The 15337-nt window shown below is 66.4% G+C and carries 14 protein-coding genes; 5 read left to right on the top strand and 9 right to left on the bottom strand.

The genetic code is table 11. The annotated features are described in order from the left end of the window. The first annotated feature begins 124 nt into the window (after window positions 1-124). The 3 genes from pdxR to AC1D34_RS05860 all read left to right on the top strand — a co-directional run bounded on the left by pdxR (window position 125) and on the right by AC1D34_RS05860 (window position 3473). A complete protein-coding gene (gene pdxR, locus AC1D34_RS05870) occupies window positions 125-1606 on the top strand; it encodes a MocR-like pyridoxine biosynthesis transcription factor PdxR (protein ID WP_441504663.1) in 1482 nt (493 codons plus the stop codon). A 70-nt stretch (window positions 1607-1676) separates the two neighbouring features. Then, window positions 1677-2471 carry a 2-keto-4-pentenoate hydratase gene (locus AC1D34_RS05865; protein WP_441504664.1) on the top strand — a complete coding sequence of 265 codons (795 nt, stop codon included), beginning with the start codon at window positions 1677-1679 and terminating at the stop codon, window positions 2469-2471. Between the two features lie 90 nt (window positions 2472-2561). Further along, complete coding sequence (locus AC1D34_RS05860) at window positions 2562-3473, top strand: aminoglycoside phosphotransferase family protein (protein WP_441504665.1); 912 nt, start codon at window positions 2562-2564, stop codon at window positions 3471-3473. A 41-nt stretch (window positions 3474-3514) separates the two neighbouring features. Here AC1D34_RS05860 and hpaR read toward each other — a convergent pair whose 3' ends face one another. The 9 genes from hpaR to AC1D34_RS05815 all read right to left on the bottom strand — a co-directional run bounded on the left by hpaR (window position 3515) and on the right by AC1D34_RS05815 (window position 11979). Beyond that, on the bottom strand, window positions 3515-4054 hold the full coding sequence (gene hpaR, locus AC1D34_RS05855; protein ID WP_441488563.1) for a homoprotocatechuate degradation operon regulator HpaR: 540 nt from the start codon (window positions 4052-4054) through the stop codon (window positions 3515-3517). A 64-nt stretch (window positions 4055-4118) separates the two neighbouring features. Continuing rightward, window positions 4119-4532: a 5-carboxymethyl-2-hydroxymuconate Delta-isomerase gene (locus tag AC1D34_RS05850; protein ID WP_441488564.1), complete on the bottom strand. Its 414-nt coding sequence runs from the start codon at window positions 4530-4532 to the stop codon at window positions 4119-4121. Window positions 4533-4552: 20 nt separating this feature from the next. After that, window positions 4553-5713 (bottom strand): pyridoxal-phosphate-dependent aminotransferase family protein, encoded by a 1161-nt coding sequence (locus AC1D34_RS05845; RefSeq protein WP_476823729.1) that lies wholly within the window; start codon window positions 5711-5713, stop codon window positions 4553-4555. A gap of 48 nt (window positions 5714-5761) precedes the next feature. Next, window positions 5762-6499 (bottom strand): amino acid ABC transporter ATP-binding protein, encoded by a 738-nt coding sequence (locus AC1D34_RS05840; RefSeq protein WP_441488566.1) that lies wholly within the window; start codon window positions 6497-6499, stop codon window positions 5762-5764. Between the two features lie 20 nt (window positions 6500-6519). Beyond that, complete coding sequence (locus AC1D34_RS05835; protein WP_441488567.1) at window positions 6520-7632, bottom strand: amino acid ABC transporter permease; 1113 nt, start codon at window positions 7630-7632, stop codon at window positions 6520-6522. Then, window positions 7629-8813, bottom strand: coding sequence for an amino acid ABC transporter permease (locus AC1D34_RS05830; protein ID WP_441488568.1), 1185 nt, complete (start codon window positions 8811-8813; stop codon window positions 7629-7631). Before AC1D34_RS05830 ends, AC1D34_RS05835 begins: the two co-directional genes overlap by 4 nt. Window positions 8814-8878: 65 nt before the next feature. After that, entirely contained in the window at window positions 8879-9916 is a 1038-nt protein-coding gene (locus tag AC1D34_RS05825; RefSeq protein ID WP_441488569.1) for an amino acid ABC transporter substrate-binding protein, read from the bottom strand. Between the two features lie 386 nt (window positions 9917-10302). Then, entirely contained in the window at window positions 10303-11106 is an 804-nt protein-coding gene (hpaH, locus tag AC1D34_RS05820; RefSeq protein WP_441488570.1) for a 2-oxo-hept-4-ene-1,7-dioate hydratase, read from the bottom strand. A gap of 3 nt (window positions 11107-11109) precedes the next feature. Next, a complete protein-coding gene (locus AC1D34_RS05815; protein WP_441504666.1) occupies window positions 11110-11979 on the bottom strand; it encodes a fumarylacetoacetate hydrolase family protein in 870 nt (289 codons plus the stop codon). 493 nt (window positions 11980-12472) lie between these two features. Here AC1D34_RS05815 and AC1D34_RS05810 point away from each other — a divergent pair, with 493 nt between their 5' ends. Then, window positions 12473-13267: an IclR family transcriptional regulator gene (locus AC1D34_RS05810; protein WP_441504667.1), complete on the top strand. Its 795-nt coding sequence runs from the start codon at window positions 12473-12475 to the stop codon at window positions 13265-13267. A 4-nt stretch (window positions 13268-13271) separates the two neighbouring features. Beyond that, window positions 13272-15335 (top strand): hydantoinase/oxoprolinase family protein, encoded by a 2064-nt coding sequence (locus AC1D34_RS05805; RefSeq protein ID WP_441504668.1) that lies wholly within the window; start codon window positions 13272-13274, stop codon window positions 15333-15335. Window positions 15336-15337 lie beyond the last annotated feature (2 nt).

Here is a 15337-nt window from a genome sequence, read left to right as displayed (position 1 = left end):
AAATGGTACAGACCAATTGCGCCGAGCCGCTTGACCCTGCCGCCTGCGGGCGGCTCAATCCGACCCGGTGAAGGGTGAGGTGGCGACGCGCACGCTTTCGGCCTCGCGAAGGGTGCAACAGGACATGAATTCGGCCTTCAACTATCCGTTCTGGAATGCGCTGGCGCTGGAGCGGGACGGGCCGGAACCGCTCTACGACCAGATCGCGGGGCAGCTCCGTGCGATGGTCGTGGCCGGCGCCATCCCCCGCGGAGCACGGCTGCCACCGCAGCGAAAGCTCTCGGACGAACTCGATGTCTCCCGCTCGACGATCGTGCTCGCCTATGCCCGCCTGAAGAACGAGGGCTATGCGCATGGCCGCACCGGCGCTGGGACCTATATCGAGACCGACCTGCCGGAGGATCTGCACCGCCGCCTGGACGCCCCGGCCCCAGCCGGGCCGCCGCGGCAGCCGCGCATCCTGGCAAGGCGTGGCAGCGCGCTGATGGGCCTGCCGCTCCCGAGCGAGCGTGAGCTCGGCTACGATCTCAGCCCCCTGCTCCCGGCGCTCGACGAATTGCCGTTCAGCGACATCCGCCGCAGCACCGCCGAATACTGGGGCTCTGAGCCCTGGCCCCAGTTCAGCTTCAGCGAGCGCCTCGGGCTCCCGGCCCTGCGTCAGCAGATCGCCAAATATCTCGGCGAATACGAGGGCGTGCCCTGCGCGGCCGAGCAGATCGCGGTCGTCGCCAGCACGACACAGGCCTTCATCCTTCTCGCCCAGCTGCTGCTCGACCCAGGCGACGGCGTCATCGTCGAGGATCCGGGCTATCCGACCCGGGTCGCCGCGCTCGTGGCGAATGGTGCCCGCGTCCTGCCGCATGCGGTCGATCATGACGGGCTCTGCGTCGATCGCTTCAGCGCGGAGACTGAGACCGCCCGGATGGTGATCGCCTCGCCGACCAATCAGTTTCCCTACGGCTCGACGATGCCGATGGCGCGCCGGCTTTCGCTGCTGGCCTGGGCCCGCGCACGGGACGCCTGGGTGATCGAGTATGATTACAGCAGCCCGATCGGCATCAACCGCCAGCCCCTGGCTTCCCTGCTGTCGCTCGATACCGACCAGCGCGTCATCTTCATCGGCAACATCAACCGGATCTTCTCCCCGTCGCTCGGCCTGACCTATCTGGTCCTGCCCCCCGATCTGGTCGAGCTGTTCTACCGGGCCAAGCTGGTCTTCTCCTGCTATCTGCCGCCGCCGCTGCAGCAGATGGTGGCCGATATCATGGGCCGGGGCGTGCTGGCCCGGCATGTCAGGCGGATGCGGCTTCTGTATCGCGAGCGGGCGGCCATCCTCGTCGGAGCCCTGCGTGAGGCGCTCAGCGATCGGCTGGTCATTCCCGAGGTGACGGCGGGGTTGCATCTGACCGCCCATGCGCGCGGCCCGCTCGACGACCGCGCGGTCACCGATGCCGCCCGGCAGCGCGGCATCGATGTGCCGGCCCTGTCCCGCTACCGGCTGCAGAGCCAGGAGGCGACGGGGTTCATCTTCGGCTTCGGCAATACCGCGCCCGAGCGCATTCCGCCGGCGGTGCGGCGCTTTGCCGAGATCGTGGCGGCGACCTAGCGTGGCCGTGGCGAAGAATTTGAAATTTGACGCCGGGGCTCGAAGAAGCACCGGCCTGGGGGAGAACGAGATGATCGATGAGAATGGATTGGCGCAGCGCTTGATGCGCGAGCACGAGGAACAGGTGCGCTTCCGCCCGTTCGCGGCGGCGAGCGGCATCGCTTCGCTCGAGGACGCCTACAGGGTGCAGGACCGCTATGTCTCGCTGCTGCAAACCCGGTTCGGTGACGGGATCGGCTACAAGATCGGCCTGACCTCGCAGCGCATGCAGACGATGTGCGGCATCGACCAGCCGATCGCCGGGGTCGTCCTGGCCGACCGGCTGCACCATTCCGGCGCGAAGGTCGCAATCTCCGGCTATGGGCGGATCGGTCTCGAATTCGAGATCGCCGTGCGCCTAGCGAACGATCTTCCCGTCGGCGGCCCCGCCTTCACGCCCGAAACCGTCGCTGCCCATGTCGGCGGCGTCTGCGCCGCAATCGAGATCGTCGACGACCGCGCCGCCGACTATGCCGAGCTCGACGTGCTCTCGCTCGTCGCCGACAATTCCTGGAACGGCGGCATCGTCCTCTCCGAATTCCGCAGCGCATGGCCCGCGCTGGATGCGGTCACCGGCGTGGTCCACCGCAATGGCGTCGAGATCGACCGCGGCCACGGACGGGACGTGCTCGGCCACCCCTTCTCGCCCCTGGCCTGGCTGGCGAATGCGCTGGCGGCCAAGGGCCGGACGCTACGTGCCGGCGATGTGGTCATGACCGGCAGCCTGGTCACCACCCGCTTTCCGACCGAGACGGAAACCTACACTTTCGCGTTGGACGGCATCGGAGCCGTCGAACTCACTGTCGAAGCCGGCAAACCTGGCTGAAACAGGTTTGCTCCCGCCCCCTCTCCTTGCAGGCGTTTGTACCGTCGTGGCTGACTGGAAAGCCCCCGGTGCAGACTGTAAGCAAGAGCCATGGCGCAGCAGGACCATGATCTCTGTGTCCCGATCGATGCCGGACTTGTTCGACGATTGATCGCCGCACAATTCCCCGCATGGGCTGACCTGCCCATCGAGCCAATCGAGCCGGGCGGCTGGGACAATCGTACCTTTCGTCTGGGCGATCAGATGTCGGTCCGCCTGCCGAGTGCGGCTGCCTATGCGCCTCAGGTCGAAAAGGAGCGCCGCTGGCTGCCAAAGCTGGCGCCTCACCTCCCATTGCCGATCCCCGCGCCACTTGCCCTGGGCGCTCCAGCGGAGGCCTACCCGTGGCCATGGTCCGTCTATCGCTGGCTTGACGGCGAGCCAGCCGCGACCAACCCGATTGCCGATCTCACGCAGTTCGCCCGCTCGCTTGCCGGGTTTCTCGGCGCCCTTCAGCGCATCGACGCGACTGGCGGGCCGGCGGCGGGGCAACATAATTTTCATCGGGGTGGCAGGCTGGCGGTCTATGATGCAGAAGCCCGGGCTGCGCTTGCAGCGCTTGGGTGCCGCACCGACATCGCTGCGGCCGAGAGCGTATGGGCCGCCGCGCTCGGTTCGCAGTGGCGCGGCCCGCCTGTCTGGGTCCATGGCGATATTGCCCTTGGCAACCTGCTCATCAGGAATGGCAAGCTCTTTGCCGTGATCGACTTCGGGAGTTCGGGGGTCGGCGACCCTGCCTGCGACCTCGCGATCGCGTGGACGGAGTTTACCGGAGCGAGCCGCGACATGTTCCGTGCCGCGCTTTCCCTCGACGACGACACCTGGGCCCGCGCCCGCGGCTGGGCCCTGTGGAAGGCGCTGATCACGGTTGCCGGCCAYGATCGCAACCAGCGCGATGCGGACAAATCATGGCAGGTGATCGAGCGCGTATTGGCGGACCACCGGCAGTTCGACGGCAAATAGGTGAACCCGAACATCCCCGCCGGGAGCGCGCCTCTCCGGGCTTATCCCGGCCGGCGGTTTGATCCATGGGATCCGCCGCTGTCCAGGCCATCCAGGCAATCTTCGAGCTGCCGAAGCAGGCTTTGCAATTCGGCAAGACGCTCGCTGCCGTAACGTCCCGTGATCTCGCGATAGATCGCCTCGGACTCGACGCCGGCCCGCTCGATCAGCTCAAGACCCAGCGGCGAGATCGAGACGAGCCCCCGGCGCAGATCGGCCTGCGAGGTGCGCCGCAGGATGAGGCCGCGTTCGTCGAGGTCCTTCAGGATGCGCGAAAGACTGGGCGCGAGCAGGAACGTGTCCTCYGCCAGCGCCGTCACCTCGATCGTGTTCACGGCCGTCAGGGCGCGCAGAACGCGCCACTGCTGCTCCGTCATGCCGAAATGCCGAAGGCTGGCACGGAAATGGCGCATCACCGCTTCCCGGGCCCGCAGCAGGGACATCGGCAGGGATTTGGAGAAATGGCGCAGGCGCACGCGCGCTGCCGGCTGCCCGGTTTCGGCAGGCAGGTCCAGGCCCTCGGCTGGCGTCCGGTCGCTCATCAATCCCCCCGCTGCCAGGAATGGCCTGGCCAGCCCCATTTTCCGGCCTGCCGAGTCGCCCTTTTCAGGCCGACATCTTCTCTGGAATACCGCGCTGCTTCAAATACTCGCGGTAATTGCTCGTCTTGAAATTGACCGTCTCATCGGCCTCTTCCATCTGCACGGAAATGCCGAGGGGCCGCGACGCGCTGACCGGGGCGAGCAGCGCCTTCACCGCCTCGAACACCCGGCTGCCCGCCGTCTTGCGGTCGGCCTCGGAGCGCCCGGCCGCGATCCGCAGCAGGACATGCACGAACGCGTTATCGGGGTGACCGTCGACGATGAGATAGTTCGCGACGGGCACGCCGCGCGTGCGCGCCCCGGCGAAGGGGAAGATGCTGCCGTCGCCGATCAGGGCATCCTGCACGGTCTTCAGCAGCGCGGGCACGTCGACGCTGGCTTCGAGATTGGTCGAATACTCGACCCAGATATGAGGCATGGATACGATCCGTTGCTGGATTAGCGGAGGGCGGCAGCGGCGGCAGTGATGCCGGCACCGACTGAGGGGACGGGGTGACCGAGCGCAACAAGCGTGCGTTCGAGAAAATGCAGGTCGGTCAGGATATCGGCTTCGCTGATCTGGCCCATCGTGCCGATGCGGATGACCYTGCCGCTCAGCCGGTTGCGCGCACCGGCGATCATCGTGTTGTAGGTCTCGTTGAGGTGCTTGACGATCGCCCCGCCCGTCAGGGGCTCGGGCACCGACGCGACGACAACGGTCTGGGAGGCCACGGCAGGATCACCGAAAGCCGGCAGGCCAAGCGCGACACAGCCGGCGCGGAGCGCGCCCGAGAGCCGCTCGTGCCGCGCGAAGACCTGCGGCAGCCCCTCCTCGTGAATCATCTTCAGCGCCTCGTGCAGGCCAAAGAGCAACGAGACCGGGCAGGTGAAGGCGGTCTCCTGGTTGTCGACGACGGCCAGCGCCTTGCGCATGTCCCAGTAGAAGCGCGGGCAGCGGTCGGTGCGCTCGATGACCTTGCGGGCCTTGTCGCTGACGCTGGCGAGGCCGAGGCCGGGCGGGCACATCAGCGCCTTCTGCGAGCCGGTGACGACGATGTCGACGCCCCACTCGTCCTGGCGCAGCTCCATGCCGCCGAGCCCGCTGATCGAGTCGACGAGGAACAGCGTCTCGCGCTCGCGCAGGAGCGCGCCGATGCCGGCAAGATCGGTCACCGCACCGGTCGAGCTCTCGTTATGGACAGCGATCACGGCGCGGTACTCGGCCTTGTCGAGCTCGGCGGCGACCCGCGCCGGGGTCGGCGCATGCCCCCATTCGCTCTCGATGACGTCGACCTGCGCGCCCAGTGCCCGCGCGATCTGGGCATAGCGCTCGCTGAACTGGCCGTGGACCAGCGCCAGCACTTTCTCGCCGGGAGCGAGAATATTGACGAGGCTCGCCTCCATCACGCCGGTTCCGGAGCTGCCGAAGACCAGCACCGGCGCCTGCGTGCCGAAGAGCGGCTTGATCAGGCGCTGGATCTCGCCCAGCACGACACGCATCTGCGCGCCGCGATGGTTGACGATCGGCAGCGCGGTGGCACTGCGCACGCGCTCGGGGATCGAGATCGGCCCGGGGATGCGCAGGCGATAGGGATAAGCGGCGGAAGGCGTCGTGCTCACGGGGTTCAGGCTCCGGACTGGAATGATGGCTGCGGCTGGGCCGGCCGGTTAGTGAATGACCTGCTGGATGAACTGGCGGGCGCGCTCGGTTCGCGGCGCAGAGAAGAAGGCGTCCGGCGTCCCGACTTCGGCGATGGCGCCGTTATCCATGAAGACGACCCGGTCAGCCACGGCGCGCGCAAAACCCATTTCATGGGTGACGCAGATCATCGTCATGCCGGTGCCGGCGAGCTCGATCATCACGTCCAGGACCTCCTTGACCATCTCGGGATCGAGTGCGGAAGTCGGCTCGTCGAAGAGCATGACGTCCGGTTCCATGGCGAGCGCCCGGGCGATAGCGACGCGCTGCTGCTGGCCGCCCGAGAGCTGGTTCGGGAACTTGCGGGCCTGCTGGCCGATATGGACGCGTTCGAGCAGCTCCATGGCCTGGGCTTCCGCCGCGGCGCGCGGCAGGCGCCTGAGCTTGATCGGGCCGAGCGTCAGGTTGTCGAGGATCGACAGATGCGGGAACAGGTTGAACGACTGGAAGACCATGCCGACGCGCTGCCGGATCTTCTCGATATTGTCGTCGCCCTGAGACACGGTCTCGCCGCCGACCGTGATCCTGCCACCCTCATAGTGCTCGAGGCCGTTGATGCAGCGGATCATCGTCGACTTGCCCGAGCCCGACGGGCCGCAGACCACGATGCGTTCGCCCTGCTTCACCGCAAGGTCGATGCCGCGCAGGACGTGGAACTGCGAGAACCATTTATCGACGTTCTCGAGCCGGATGATGGGATTTTCCATGATTGCAATACCCGATGCGGTCAGGCCCGGTCGGCCCGTGCGAAGCCGCCCTCGATGGCGCGGCTGTAGCAGGACAGCCCAAAGCTCATGAGCCAGAAGACCAGCCCGACGACGAAGTAACCCTCGGCCTGCGAGCCGACCCAGAGCGGGTCCGCGACGCCGGCGGAGACGATGTTGAGCAGGTCGAACAATCCGACGACCATCACCAGCGTCGTGTTCTTGAGCAGCGAGATGGTGGTGTTGACGATGCCGGGCACGACCTTCCGGATCGCCTGGGGCAGGATGATGTAGAGCATCGTGCGCCAGTAGCCGAAGCCGAGCGCCATGGCCGCCTCGTACTGCCCCTTCGGCAGCGCCTGCAGGCCTCCGCGCACCACCTCGGCCATGTAGGCAGCCTCGTAGAAGATGATGCCGACCACGGCGAGCGCGAGCGGATCAGGCTTCATGCCGGAAGGCAGGAAGAAGGGCAGCATCACGATGGCCATGAACAGCACCGTGATGAAGGGCACGCCGCGGCAGAATTCGATGAAGCCGATGCAGAACCAGCGGACCAGCGGCATCTGGCTGCGCCGCCCGAGCGCGAAGAGCGCGCCGAAGGGCAAGGAGAAGCTGATGCCGGAGACGGCAAGGATCAGCGTGAGCAGGAGCCCGCCCCATTTGTCGCTGGGCACCACCGGCAACCCGGCGACCCCGCCATGCAGCAGGACGAAGGTGACGACCGGCAGGACCACCATCATGAACAGGCCGGCATAGCCCTTCCCCGGAATGCGGGGCACCATCAGCCAGGTCAGCCCGGCGATCAGCAGGGCAAAGACGGTATCCGGGCGCCAACGTTCCAGCGGAGGGTAGAAGCCGTAGATGAACTGCGAGGCCTTGGCTGCAACGAAGCCCCAGCAGGCACCGCCCGGCACGCAATCGGCCCGGCTTGCAGCGGTCCAGGTCGCCTTGAACAGCGCCCAGGGCAGGATGGTCCAGGCGATCGCCCCGAGGATGAGGGCGACCGCGAGCGACAGCAACGCGTCGCGCCAGGAGGCGAAGATGCGCCGGCGCAGCCAGAGCGCGATCCGGGCCGGCGCACCGGCATGGGCGGCCGGGCGGCGCGGCGTATCGGAGATGAGGGCGGCTTCGGTCACCGTTCGACGATCCTGGTCATGTGGTTGAACAGGTTGATCAGCGCGCCGATCAGCAGGCTGATCGCGAGATAGACGGCCATGGTCATGCCGACGATCTCGATGGCGCGGCCGGTCTGGTTGATGCTGATGCCGGTGAAGACGCCGACGAGATCGGGATAGCCGATCGCCACCGCGAGCGAGGAGCCCTTGAGGATATTGAGATACTGGTTCGACAGGGGCGGCAGCAGGACGCGCACCGCCTGCGGGATCACGATGAAGCGCAAGGTCCACCACCAGCCGAAGCCGAGCGCGGCCGCGGCTTCGCGCTGGCCCTTGCTCACGGACTCGATGCTGGCGCGTACCAGCTCGCCGATGAAGGCAGCGTTGTAGATCGCCATGGCGAAGACGAGTGCCGTCAGCTCCGGCACCAGGGCCCAGCCGCCGATGAAATTGAACCCTTTGAGCTGCGGCACGGAGACCGAGACCTGCGTGCCTGTCAGCGCGACAGTGAGGACCGGCAGGAGCACGAGCACCGCCAGCGACGGCAACCAGGCGTTCACCGAACGCCCCGTGCGCTCGGCATAGGAGGTCAGGCTGCGGAACAGGGCGAGCGCCGCAACGACTGCAATGAGGATGGCGATGACCAGGAGCCCCGGGCGATCGCTTGTCAGCGCCGGCAGGAAGACGCCGCGGTTCGAGAGATAGACCATGTCGCCGATACCGACGGCGACGCGCGGWGCGGGAAAGGCCCGGAGCGCGACATTGTACCAGATCAGGATATGGAGGAGCTGCGGCAGGTTGCGGACGAGCTCGACATAGATGCGAGCGGCGCGCGACACGGCCCAGTTGCCGGAGAGCTGCGCGATGCCGATGGCGAAGCCCAGGATCGTCGAGAGCACGATGGCGATCGCCGTCACCAGCAGCGTGTTGGTGATGCCAACGAGGAAGACCCGCCAGTAATTGTCGCTCGACGTATACGGGATCAGGTGGAACGCGATCTCGAAGCCCGCCTCCTGCCACAGGAAGTCGAACCCGAGCTTGAGGCCGCGGGCCGCGAGATTGTCGTAGAGGTTGCCGATGGCGACATGGGCCACCCAGGCCAGCGCGACCACGAGCAGCGCCTGGAAGACCCAGCCCATGACGCGGCGGCGTCCCGGCAGCGCAGTACGCTGAGATGATCGAACGGCAGGTGTGGTGGTCATTGTCCGGCTTGTCTGCGTGTGGGGAGATCGAGGCCGGCGGCTGGCGCCGGCCTCGCGCCTTTCGCTCAGCGGAGCAGCGGCGACGACATCAGGCCCTTGTTGTTCCAAAGGTTGTTGAGGCCGCGCTCGAGCTTGATCGGGCTCTTGTTGCCGAGATTGCGCTCGAACATCTCGCCGTAATTGCCGACGGCCTTGATCGCGTTGAGCGCCCAGTCATTGCCGAGCCCGAGCTTGACGCCGAAATCACCGGTCACGCCGAGCAGGCGCTGGACCTCCGGCGAGGTCGAACTCGCCTTCAGCTTCTCGACATTGGCCTGGGTGATCTCCAGCTCCTCGGCGGCGATCAGCGCATTGAGCGTCCAGCCGACGATATCCCGGAAGCGGCTATCGTCCTTGCGCACGACCGGGCCGATCGGCTCCATCGAGATCAACTCGGGCAGCACGACCCAGTCATCCGGCTTGCCGAGCTTCGACACGGCTCCGGCCAGGGCGCTCAGAACATTCGCATAGACGTCGCAACGCCCGGTTTCGAGGTTCTTCTCGTTCTGGTCGCGCGAATTGGCGGCGACCGGGGTGAACTTCAGGCCGTTCTTGCGGAAATAGTCGGCGAGGTTCAGCTCGTAATTGGAACCAGCGGAGACGCAGATCGACGCGCCATCGAGCTCCTTGGCGCTTTTGACGCCGAGCGACTTCTTCGCCAGGAAGCCCTGGCTGTCATAGAGATAGGCGCCGGGCCAGGCGACGTTCAGCTCGATATCGCGAACAAAGGTATGCGTGGCGGTGCGCGCCAGCAGATCGATGCCGCCCGACTGGAGCGTGGCGAACGCCGTCTTGATCTCGAGCGGCACGAACTTGATCTTCTCGGCATCGCCCAGCACGGCGGCGGCGACGGCACGGCAGAAATCGACCTCGAAGCCATTCCATTTCGCTGCGCTGTCGAGCGTGCTCATGCCGGTCTGCACGCCGCTGGACACGCCGCAATTGAGCAGCCCGCGCGCCTTGATCGTCTTCTGCGTGTCGCCGCTCTGGGCCGAAGCCACTGTCACGGCAGCCAGCATGCAGCCGGCAGCGAGGGTCCATTTGTTGCGCAGATATCCGAGCATTCCAATTCTCCCAGCAATTCCTACGGAGCGGTCATCGCGATCGGGGCCGCTCCGAAAACCGGGCCCCGATCTCACATAACAAGTTAATTATCAAGTTAATTATATCGGAGCGGGGAGCCGAAGAGATTGCATTCCCATTCCGATTTGATCTGGTTTGTCAGATGCTTGACTACGCGCCGGGGCTGCCGTCGCCATGACCGGGGCTGCATGGAGAGCCGACGGCTCCCCTGCCGAACGCATGCGGTGCGGCGCCCCCGCCAGCACTCCACCACTGGAGCCGAACGCCGCAAGCCGGCGCCGGCGCGACACGGCGCCGCGGGGGCCGTGGCCGCCCTCCGGGGACGCCGCCCCTTGCCCTTAGGGCAGAGGGAGCGACAGGCGTCTGCCTATTCGAAGAAGCAGCTGACGCTGCCCAGCGGGCCGTAATCGCCGGTGATGGTGTCGCCATGCCGCGCTTCCACCGGGCGAATGAAGGAGCCCGCCAGGACGATCTGGCCGGCCTCGATATGGTCGCCATAGGCGGCGAGCCGGTTCGCAAGCCAGGCGACGCCACGGGCGGGATGGTTCAGCACGCCAGCTCCGAGCCCTGTCTCCTCGACCTGGCCGTTGCGCGAGACGATGGCGCCGACCCAGCGAAGATCGACCTGGTCCGGCCGCATGGCACGGCCCCCGACGACGATGCCGGCATTGGCGGCATTGTCGGCGATCGTGTCGACGATAGTGCGGGCCTTCCCGCTCTGCGGATCGACGCGCAGAATGCGGGTATCGAGGATCTCGAGCGCCGGAGTGATGTAGTCGGTGGCATTGAGCACGTCGAAGATCCCGATATTGGGGCCCTTCAGCGGCGCCTTCATCACGAAGGCGATCTCGGCCTCGATCCGCGGCTGGATGAAGCGGTCCTTCGGCACGCTGTCGCCATCGGCGAACATCATGTCGTCGAACAGCACGCCTGAATCCGGGATGTCGATATTCAGCGCGTATTGCATCGCCTTGGAGGTCAGGCCGATCTTCCAGCCGATCACCTTTCGACCGGCGGCGATCTTGTGCTTCACCCAGGCGCCCTGGATGGAATAAGCGTCATCCATCGTCATCTGAGGATGCCTGAGCGACATCAGCCCCGTCTGGCGGCGCGTCCGTTCGGCCTCGTCGAGGCTCAGCGCCGCGGCGGCGATTTCATTGGCGTTCAGCATCGATCAGGCCTCGTCGGCAATGGTGTTGCGGAGAAGGCCGATCCCCTCGGCCTCGACCTCGACGACGTCACCGGGCTTCAGCCAGACCGGCGGCTCCAGGCGAGCCCCTGCCCCGGTCGGCGTGCCGGTGACGAGGATGTCGCCCGGCACGAGCGTGGTGAAGGTCGAGATGTAGCTGATGATCCGGCGGAAGGAGAAGACCATCCGGCTGGTCCGGTCCTCCTGGCGCAGCTCGCCGTTGACGCGGGTCGTCAGCGCGATATCGGCGATCTGCGCCTCATCGCTGAAGGGAACGAGCCATGGCCCGATGGAGCCCGAGCGGTCGAAATTCTTGCCCTGCGTGACGTTGAACTTGGCGTGCCGAACCCAGTCCCGGATCGTCCCCTCATTGCAAAGCGACAGGGCCGCGACATGGTTCAGCGCGTCGCGCTCGGCGATGCGGCGCCCCGCTTTGCCGATGACGATGACGATCTCGCCCTCATAATCGAGCTGCACGCTCTCGGGCGGGCGGATCAGCGGCTGGTCATGACCGGTGAAGGAGCGGGGAAAGCGCGGGAACAGGGAGGGATTGGCCGGGGCGGCCTGGCCATCCTTGTATTCGGCGTTGCGGTCGGGAAAATTGACGCCCACGCAGATGATCTTTTCGGGCGCGGCAATCGGAAGCTCGTAGCGGATCGCCTGGAACGGCAGATCCGGAGACAGCCCCGCCGCCGCGTCGGCAAGCTTCGCAAAGGCGCCCTCGGCTACCACCTCCTTCAGGCTCGGCCACCGAGCCGAGAAGCGGCTGGACAGGTCAATGACGCCCCCTTCCACGGCCAGGCCGTATCCGGCGCGGTTTTCAGCGGAGAAGCTGACGAATCTGGGGGCAAGCATGAATCCGGTCCTTCTGTCGCCTCGTGCCTTTGGCCGAGATCGACGTCTTCGAGAGTTGATTGCCAGGGGGATGGCGACGCGGCGGGCTGGCTTCAGCAACGGCGCAGGACCACACCGCCACGCAGGATTTATGATTATCATGTTAATTAGATAGCATGACCCGATCAAGAGGCGATCCGGCCTTATCCCCTACCCTGCCCTGACGTCCTGAGGTCGCGGCGGACATGTCGGGAAACCGCGCAGCGAAACCTGCGGTTCCGCATCGGCGCGCCATCGCTACGTGATCGATAGACGAGCAGTGGGACCACCGGTGCCCGCCCTTCACATCTGGGGAAGGCCGCCGTGACCGTTGGCGCCCATGCCGACGTCCCGTCAGCATTCCAGCCATCTCGGCGATCCGACTGACGCTTGACAGCCCGCTCGATCAAACCATAGCATATCAAATAACAAAATGATGTTTCATTATATGAAATGAAACACAGAGGGACGCTCCTTGACGCTCGATACCGACAAAGCCTCCGCCAAAGCTGTGCCTGCCGGCACAAGCACGCTCGACCTCGCCCTGCAGGCAGTCGAGTATCTGGTCCTGCAGAGCCGCCCCGTCGCACTGGCGCAGATTGCCGAGGCGCTCTCCTCCTCCAAGGCCACCATCTACCGGCATCTGGTGACGCTTCAGCGCCACGGCTTCGTCCGGCAGGATCCGAATACCGGCCGCTACGATGCCGGCATCAAGCTGATGGTCCTCGGCGAGGCGCTGCGACAGCGCTTCGATATCGTCTCGGCAGCACGCGAGGAGTTGATGACGCTCCGCGACCGCTCCGGCCAGGCCGTGACGCTTTGCGACGTGATCGATGAGGAATTGATCGTCCTCGAGCTGATCCAGGGCCGCACGATGATCGAATTCGCGATGCGGCCGGGCACGCGGCTCGCCTTCCACGCCAGCGCGCATGGCAAGATCTGGCTCGCCTTCGGCTCGCCGGAACGCAGTCGCACCGTTGCAGCCGGCGAGTTGAAGGCGTGGACGCCGAGCACGATCGTCTCCGGTGAGGCGCTTCTGGCGGAAATCGCACGCGTCCGCGAGTGCGGCTGGGCCACTGCGCCCGACCAGGTGATCACCGGCGTCAACACGCTGGCCGCCCCGGTCTTCGACCACCGCAAGGCGCTGGTCGGCTCGATCGCCATCGTCGGCTCCACGCAATTCATCGCGCCAGAACCCGATCCCGAACAGATCCGCGAAGTCGTCGGCGCAGCCGCACGCATCTCGCGCGGATTGACCTGGAAAGACTGAGATCATGACCTATTCCTTGGCCGTCGATATCGGCGGCACCTTCACGGACATCGTCCTGCGCGACTCCCGCGGCAGCCTCAGCGTCGACAAGACACTGACCACCCACCACGACCTGCTGGAGGGCTTCTTCCGGGGTGTCGATTCCGTGCTGGGCAAGGCCGGCATCGCGGCCGGCGCGATCGATGGTGTCGTGGTCCACGCCACCACGGTCGTCACCAACGCGCTGATCGAGCGCAAGGGGCTGCCGACGGCGCTCGTCGTCACGGAGGGCTTCCGCGACGTGCTCTCGATCCGCAACGAGCACCGCTATGACATGTACGATCCGCAGATCGAGTTCCCCGAGCCGCTGGTGACGCGCGAGCTGACCTTCGGCATCAAGGAGCGGGTCCTGGCAGACGGCACCCTCGCGCTTGCTCCGGCAGCCGAGGACATTACCGAACTCGCAGCCGAGATCCGCGCCTCCGGTGCTCGCGCCATCGCGATCTGCTTCCTCAACAGTTTCGCCAATCCTGAAAACGAGGTCGCGGTCGCGGCTGCCCTCTCTCGCGAACTCAACGACGTGTTCATCTGCACCTCGGCCGAGGTCGCGCCGCAGATCCGCGAATACCAGCGCGCCTCGACGGCGACGGTGAATGCCTACGCCATGCCGATCTCGCAGCCCTATCTCAAGCGGCTGAGCGACCGGCTGCGCGTCGAGGGTTTCGCCAACACGCCGCTGATCATGCTGTCCTCGGGCGGCGTCGTCGGCGCCGAGACAGCGGGCAAAAATCCCGTGCGCATGATCGAGAGCGGTCCGGCAGCCGGCGCCCTTGCTGCCTGCCACTATGCGGAGCTGCTCGGTATCGATCGACTGATGTCGTTCGACATGGGCGGCACCACGGCCAAGGCCTGCCTGATCGAGAACCGTACGCCGCTGATCACCGGGCTGTTCGAGGTCGACCGGCGCTACCGCTTCCGGGAAGGCAGCGGCCTGCCCGTCACGGTGCCTTCGATCGACCTGATCGAGATCGGCGCCGGCGGCGGCAGCATCGCCCATGTCGACGATCTCGGCCTGCTCAAGGTCGGGCCCGAAAGCGCGGGCTCCAATCCGGGACCTGCCTGCTACGGCCGCGGCGGCAAGAACGCGACCGTCACCGATGCAGATCTCGTGCTCGGCCTGATCGATGCCGAGAACTTCCTCGGCGGCGACATGTCGCTCGACAAGGCAGCCTGCGACGCCGCGATGGCGCGGCTCGGCGATGCGCTCGGCCTCAACGCCGTCCAGGCGGCGCGCGGCATCTACCGCATCGTCACGGAGGCCATGGCCTCGGCGGCGCGGACCCACGCCACCGATCGCGGCGTCGATTATCGCGGCCTGCCGCTCTTCGCCTTCGGGGGGGCCGGTCCGTTGCACGCCTGCGGCGTCGCGGACCTGCTGCAGAGCACCAGCGTGATCGTACCGCCGCAGTCGAGCGTGCTGTCGGCCTTCGGCACGCTCGTCACGCCGGTCCGGCTCGATCTGGTGCGCAGCGACCTGACGCGGGTCGACCATCTCGACTGGGGCCGCGTCGATCGTGTGCTCGGCGAGCTCGAGAGCGAGGGGCTGACGGCGCTCGGCGTATCCGGTTGCGCGGCGTCCGACGTCACGATCCTCATCGGCGCGGACATGCGCTATGTCGGCCAGCAGCACGAGGTCACGATCATCTTCGAGACCGACCCGCGCAAGAGCCGTGACAGCGCAGCGCTGACGGCACAGTTCGAGGCGGCCTATCGCACCCTCTACGGCGTCAACCCCTCGCATGTCCCGATCGAACTCGTGACCTGGCGCGTCGTGGCACGCGGTCCCCTGCCGCATTTCGACAGCCAGGCCCGGCCCCAGAACACAGCCGGTGCACCCAAGCGTCATCGTCCGGTCCATGCCTGGGAAGACGGTCAGTCGGTGCCGGTCTACGAGCGCTCCGCCCTCGCCACCGGCCAGACCATCGCCGGCCCCGCCATCATCGAGGAGCGCGAGACCACGACCGCGCTGCCCCCGGGCTGGAGCGCGACGATCGACGCGCTCGGCTGCATCGTCGCCACGAAAGGCTGAAA

It is taken from the genome of Allobosea sp. P1_A7, from assembly GCF_056406775.1.
The sequence above is the reverse complement of the archived record's forward strand: the minus strand, read 5'-3'. Positions and strand labels throughout refer to the sequence as shown.

Bases quoted from the DNA above. Each gene is read 5' to 3' on its own strand.
- AC1D34_RS05815 (WP_441504666.1), bottom strand. From the start codon at position 11,979: ATGCTTGCCCCCAGATTCGTCAGCTTCTCCGCTGAAAACCGCGCCGGA.
- AC1D34_RS05865 (WP_441504664.1), top strand. From the start codon at position 1,677: ATGATCGATGAGAATGGATTGGCGCAGCGCTTGATGCGCGAGCACGAG.
- AC1D34_RS05825 (WP_441488569.1), bottom strand. From the start codon at position 9,916: ATGCTCGGATATCTGCGCAACAAATGGACCCTCGCTGCCGGCTGCATG.
- pdxR (WP_441504663.1), top strand. From the start codon at position 125: ATGAATTCGGCCTTCAACTATCCGTTCTGGAATGCGCTGGCGCTGGAG.
- AC1D34_RS05850 (WP_441488564.1), bottom strand. From the start codon at position 4,532: ATGCCTCATATCTGGGTCGAGTATTCGACCAATCTCGAAGCCAGCGTC.
- AC1D34_RS05840 (WP_441488566.1), bottom strand. From the start codon at position 6,499: ATGGAAAATCCCATCATCCGGCTCGAGAACGTCGATAAATGGTTCTCG.
- AC1D34_RS05805 (WP_441504668.1), top strand. From the start codon at position 13,272: ATGACCTATTCCTTGGCCGTCGATATCGGCGGCACCTTCACGGACATC.
- hpaH (WP_441488570.1), bottom strand. From the start codon at position 11,106: ATGCTGAACGCCAATGAAATCGCCGCCGCGGCGCTGAGCCTCGACGAG.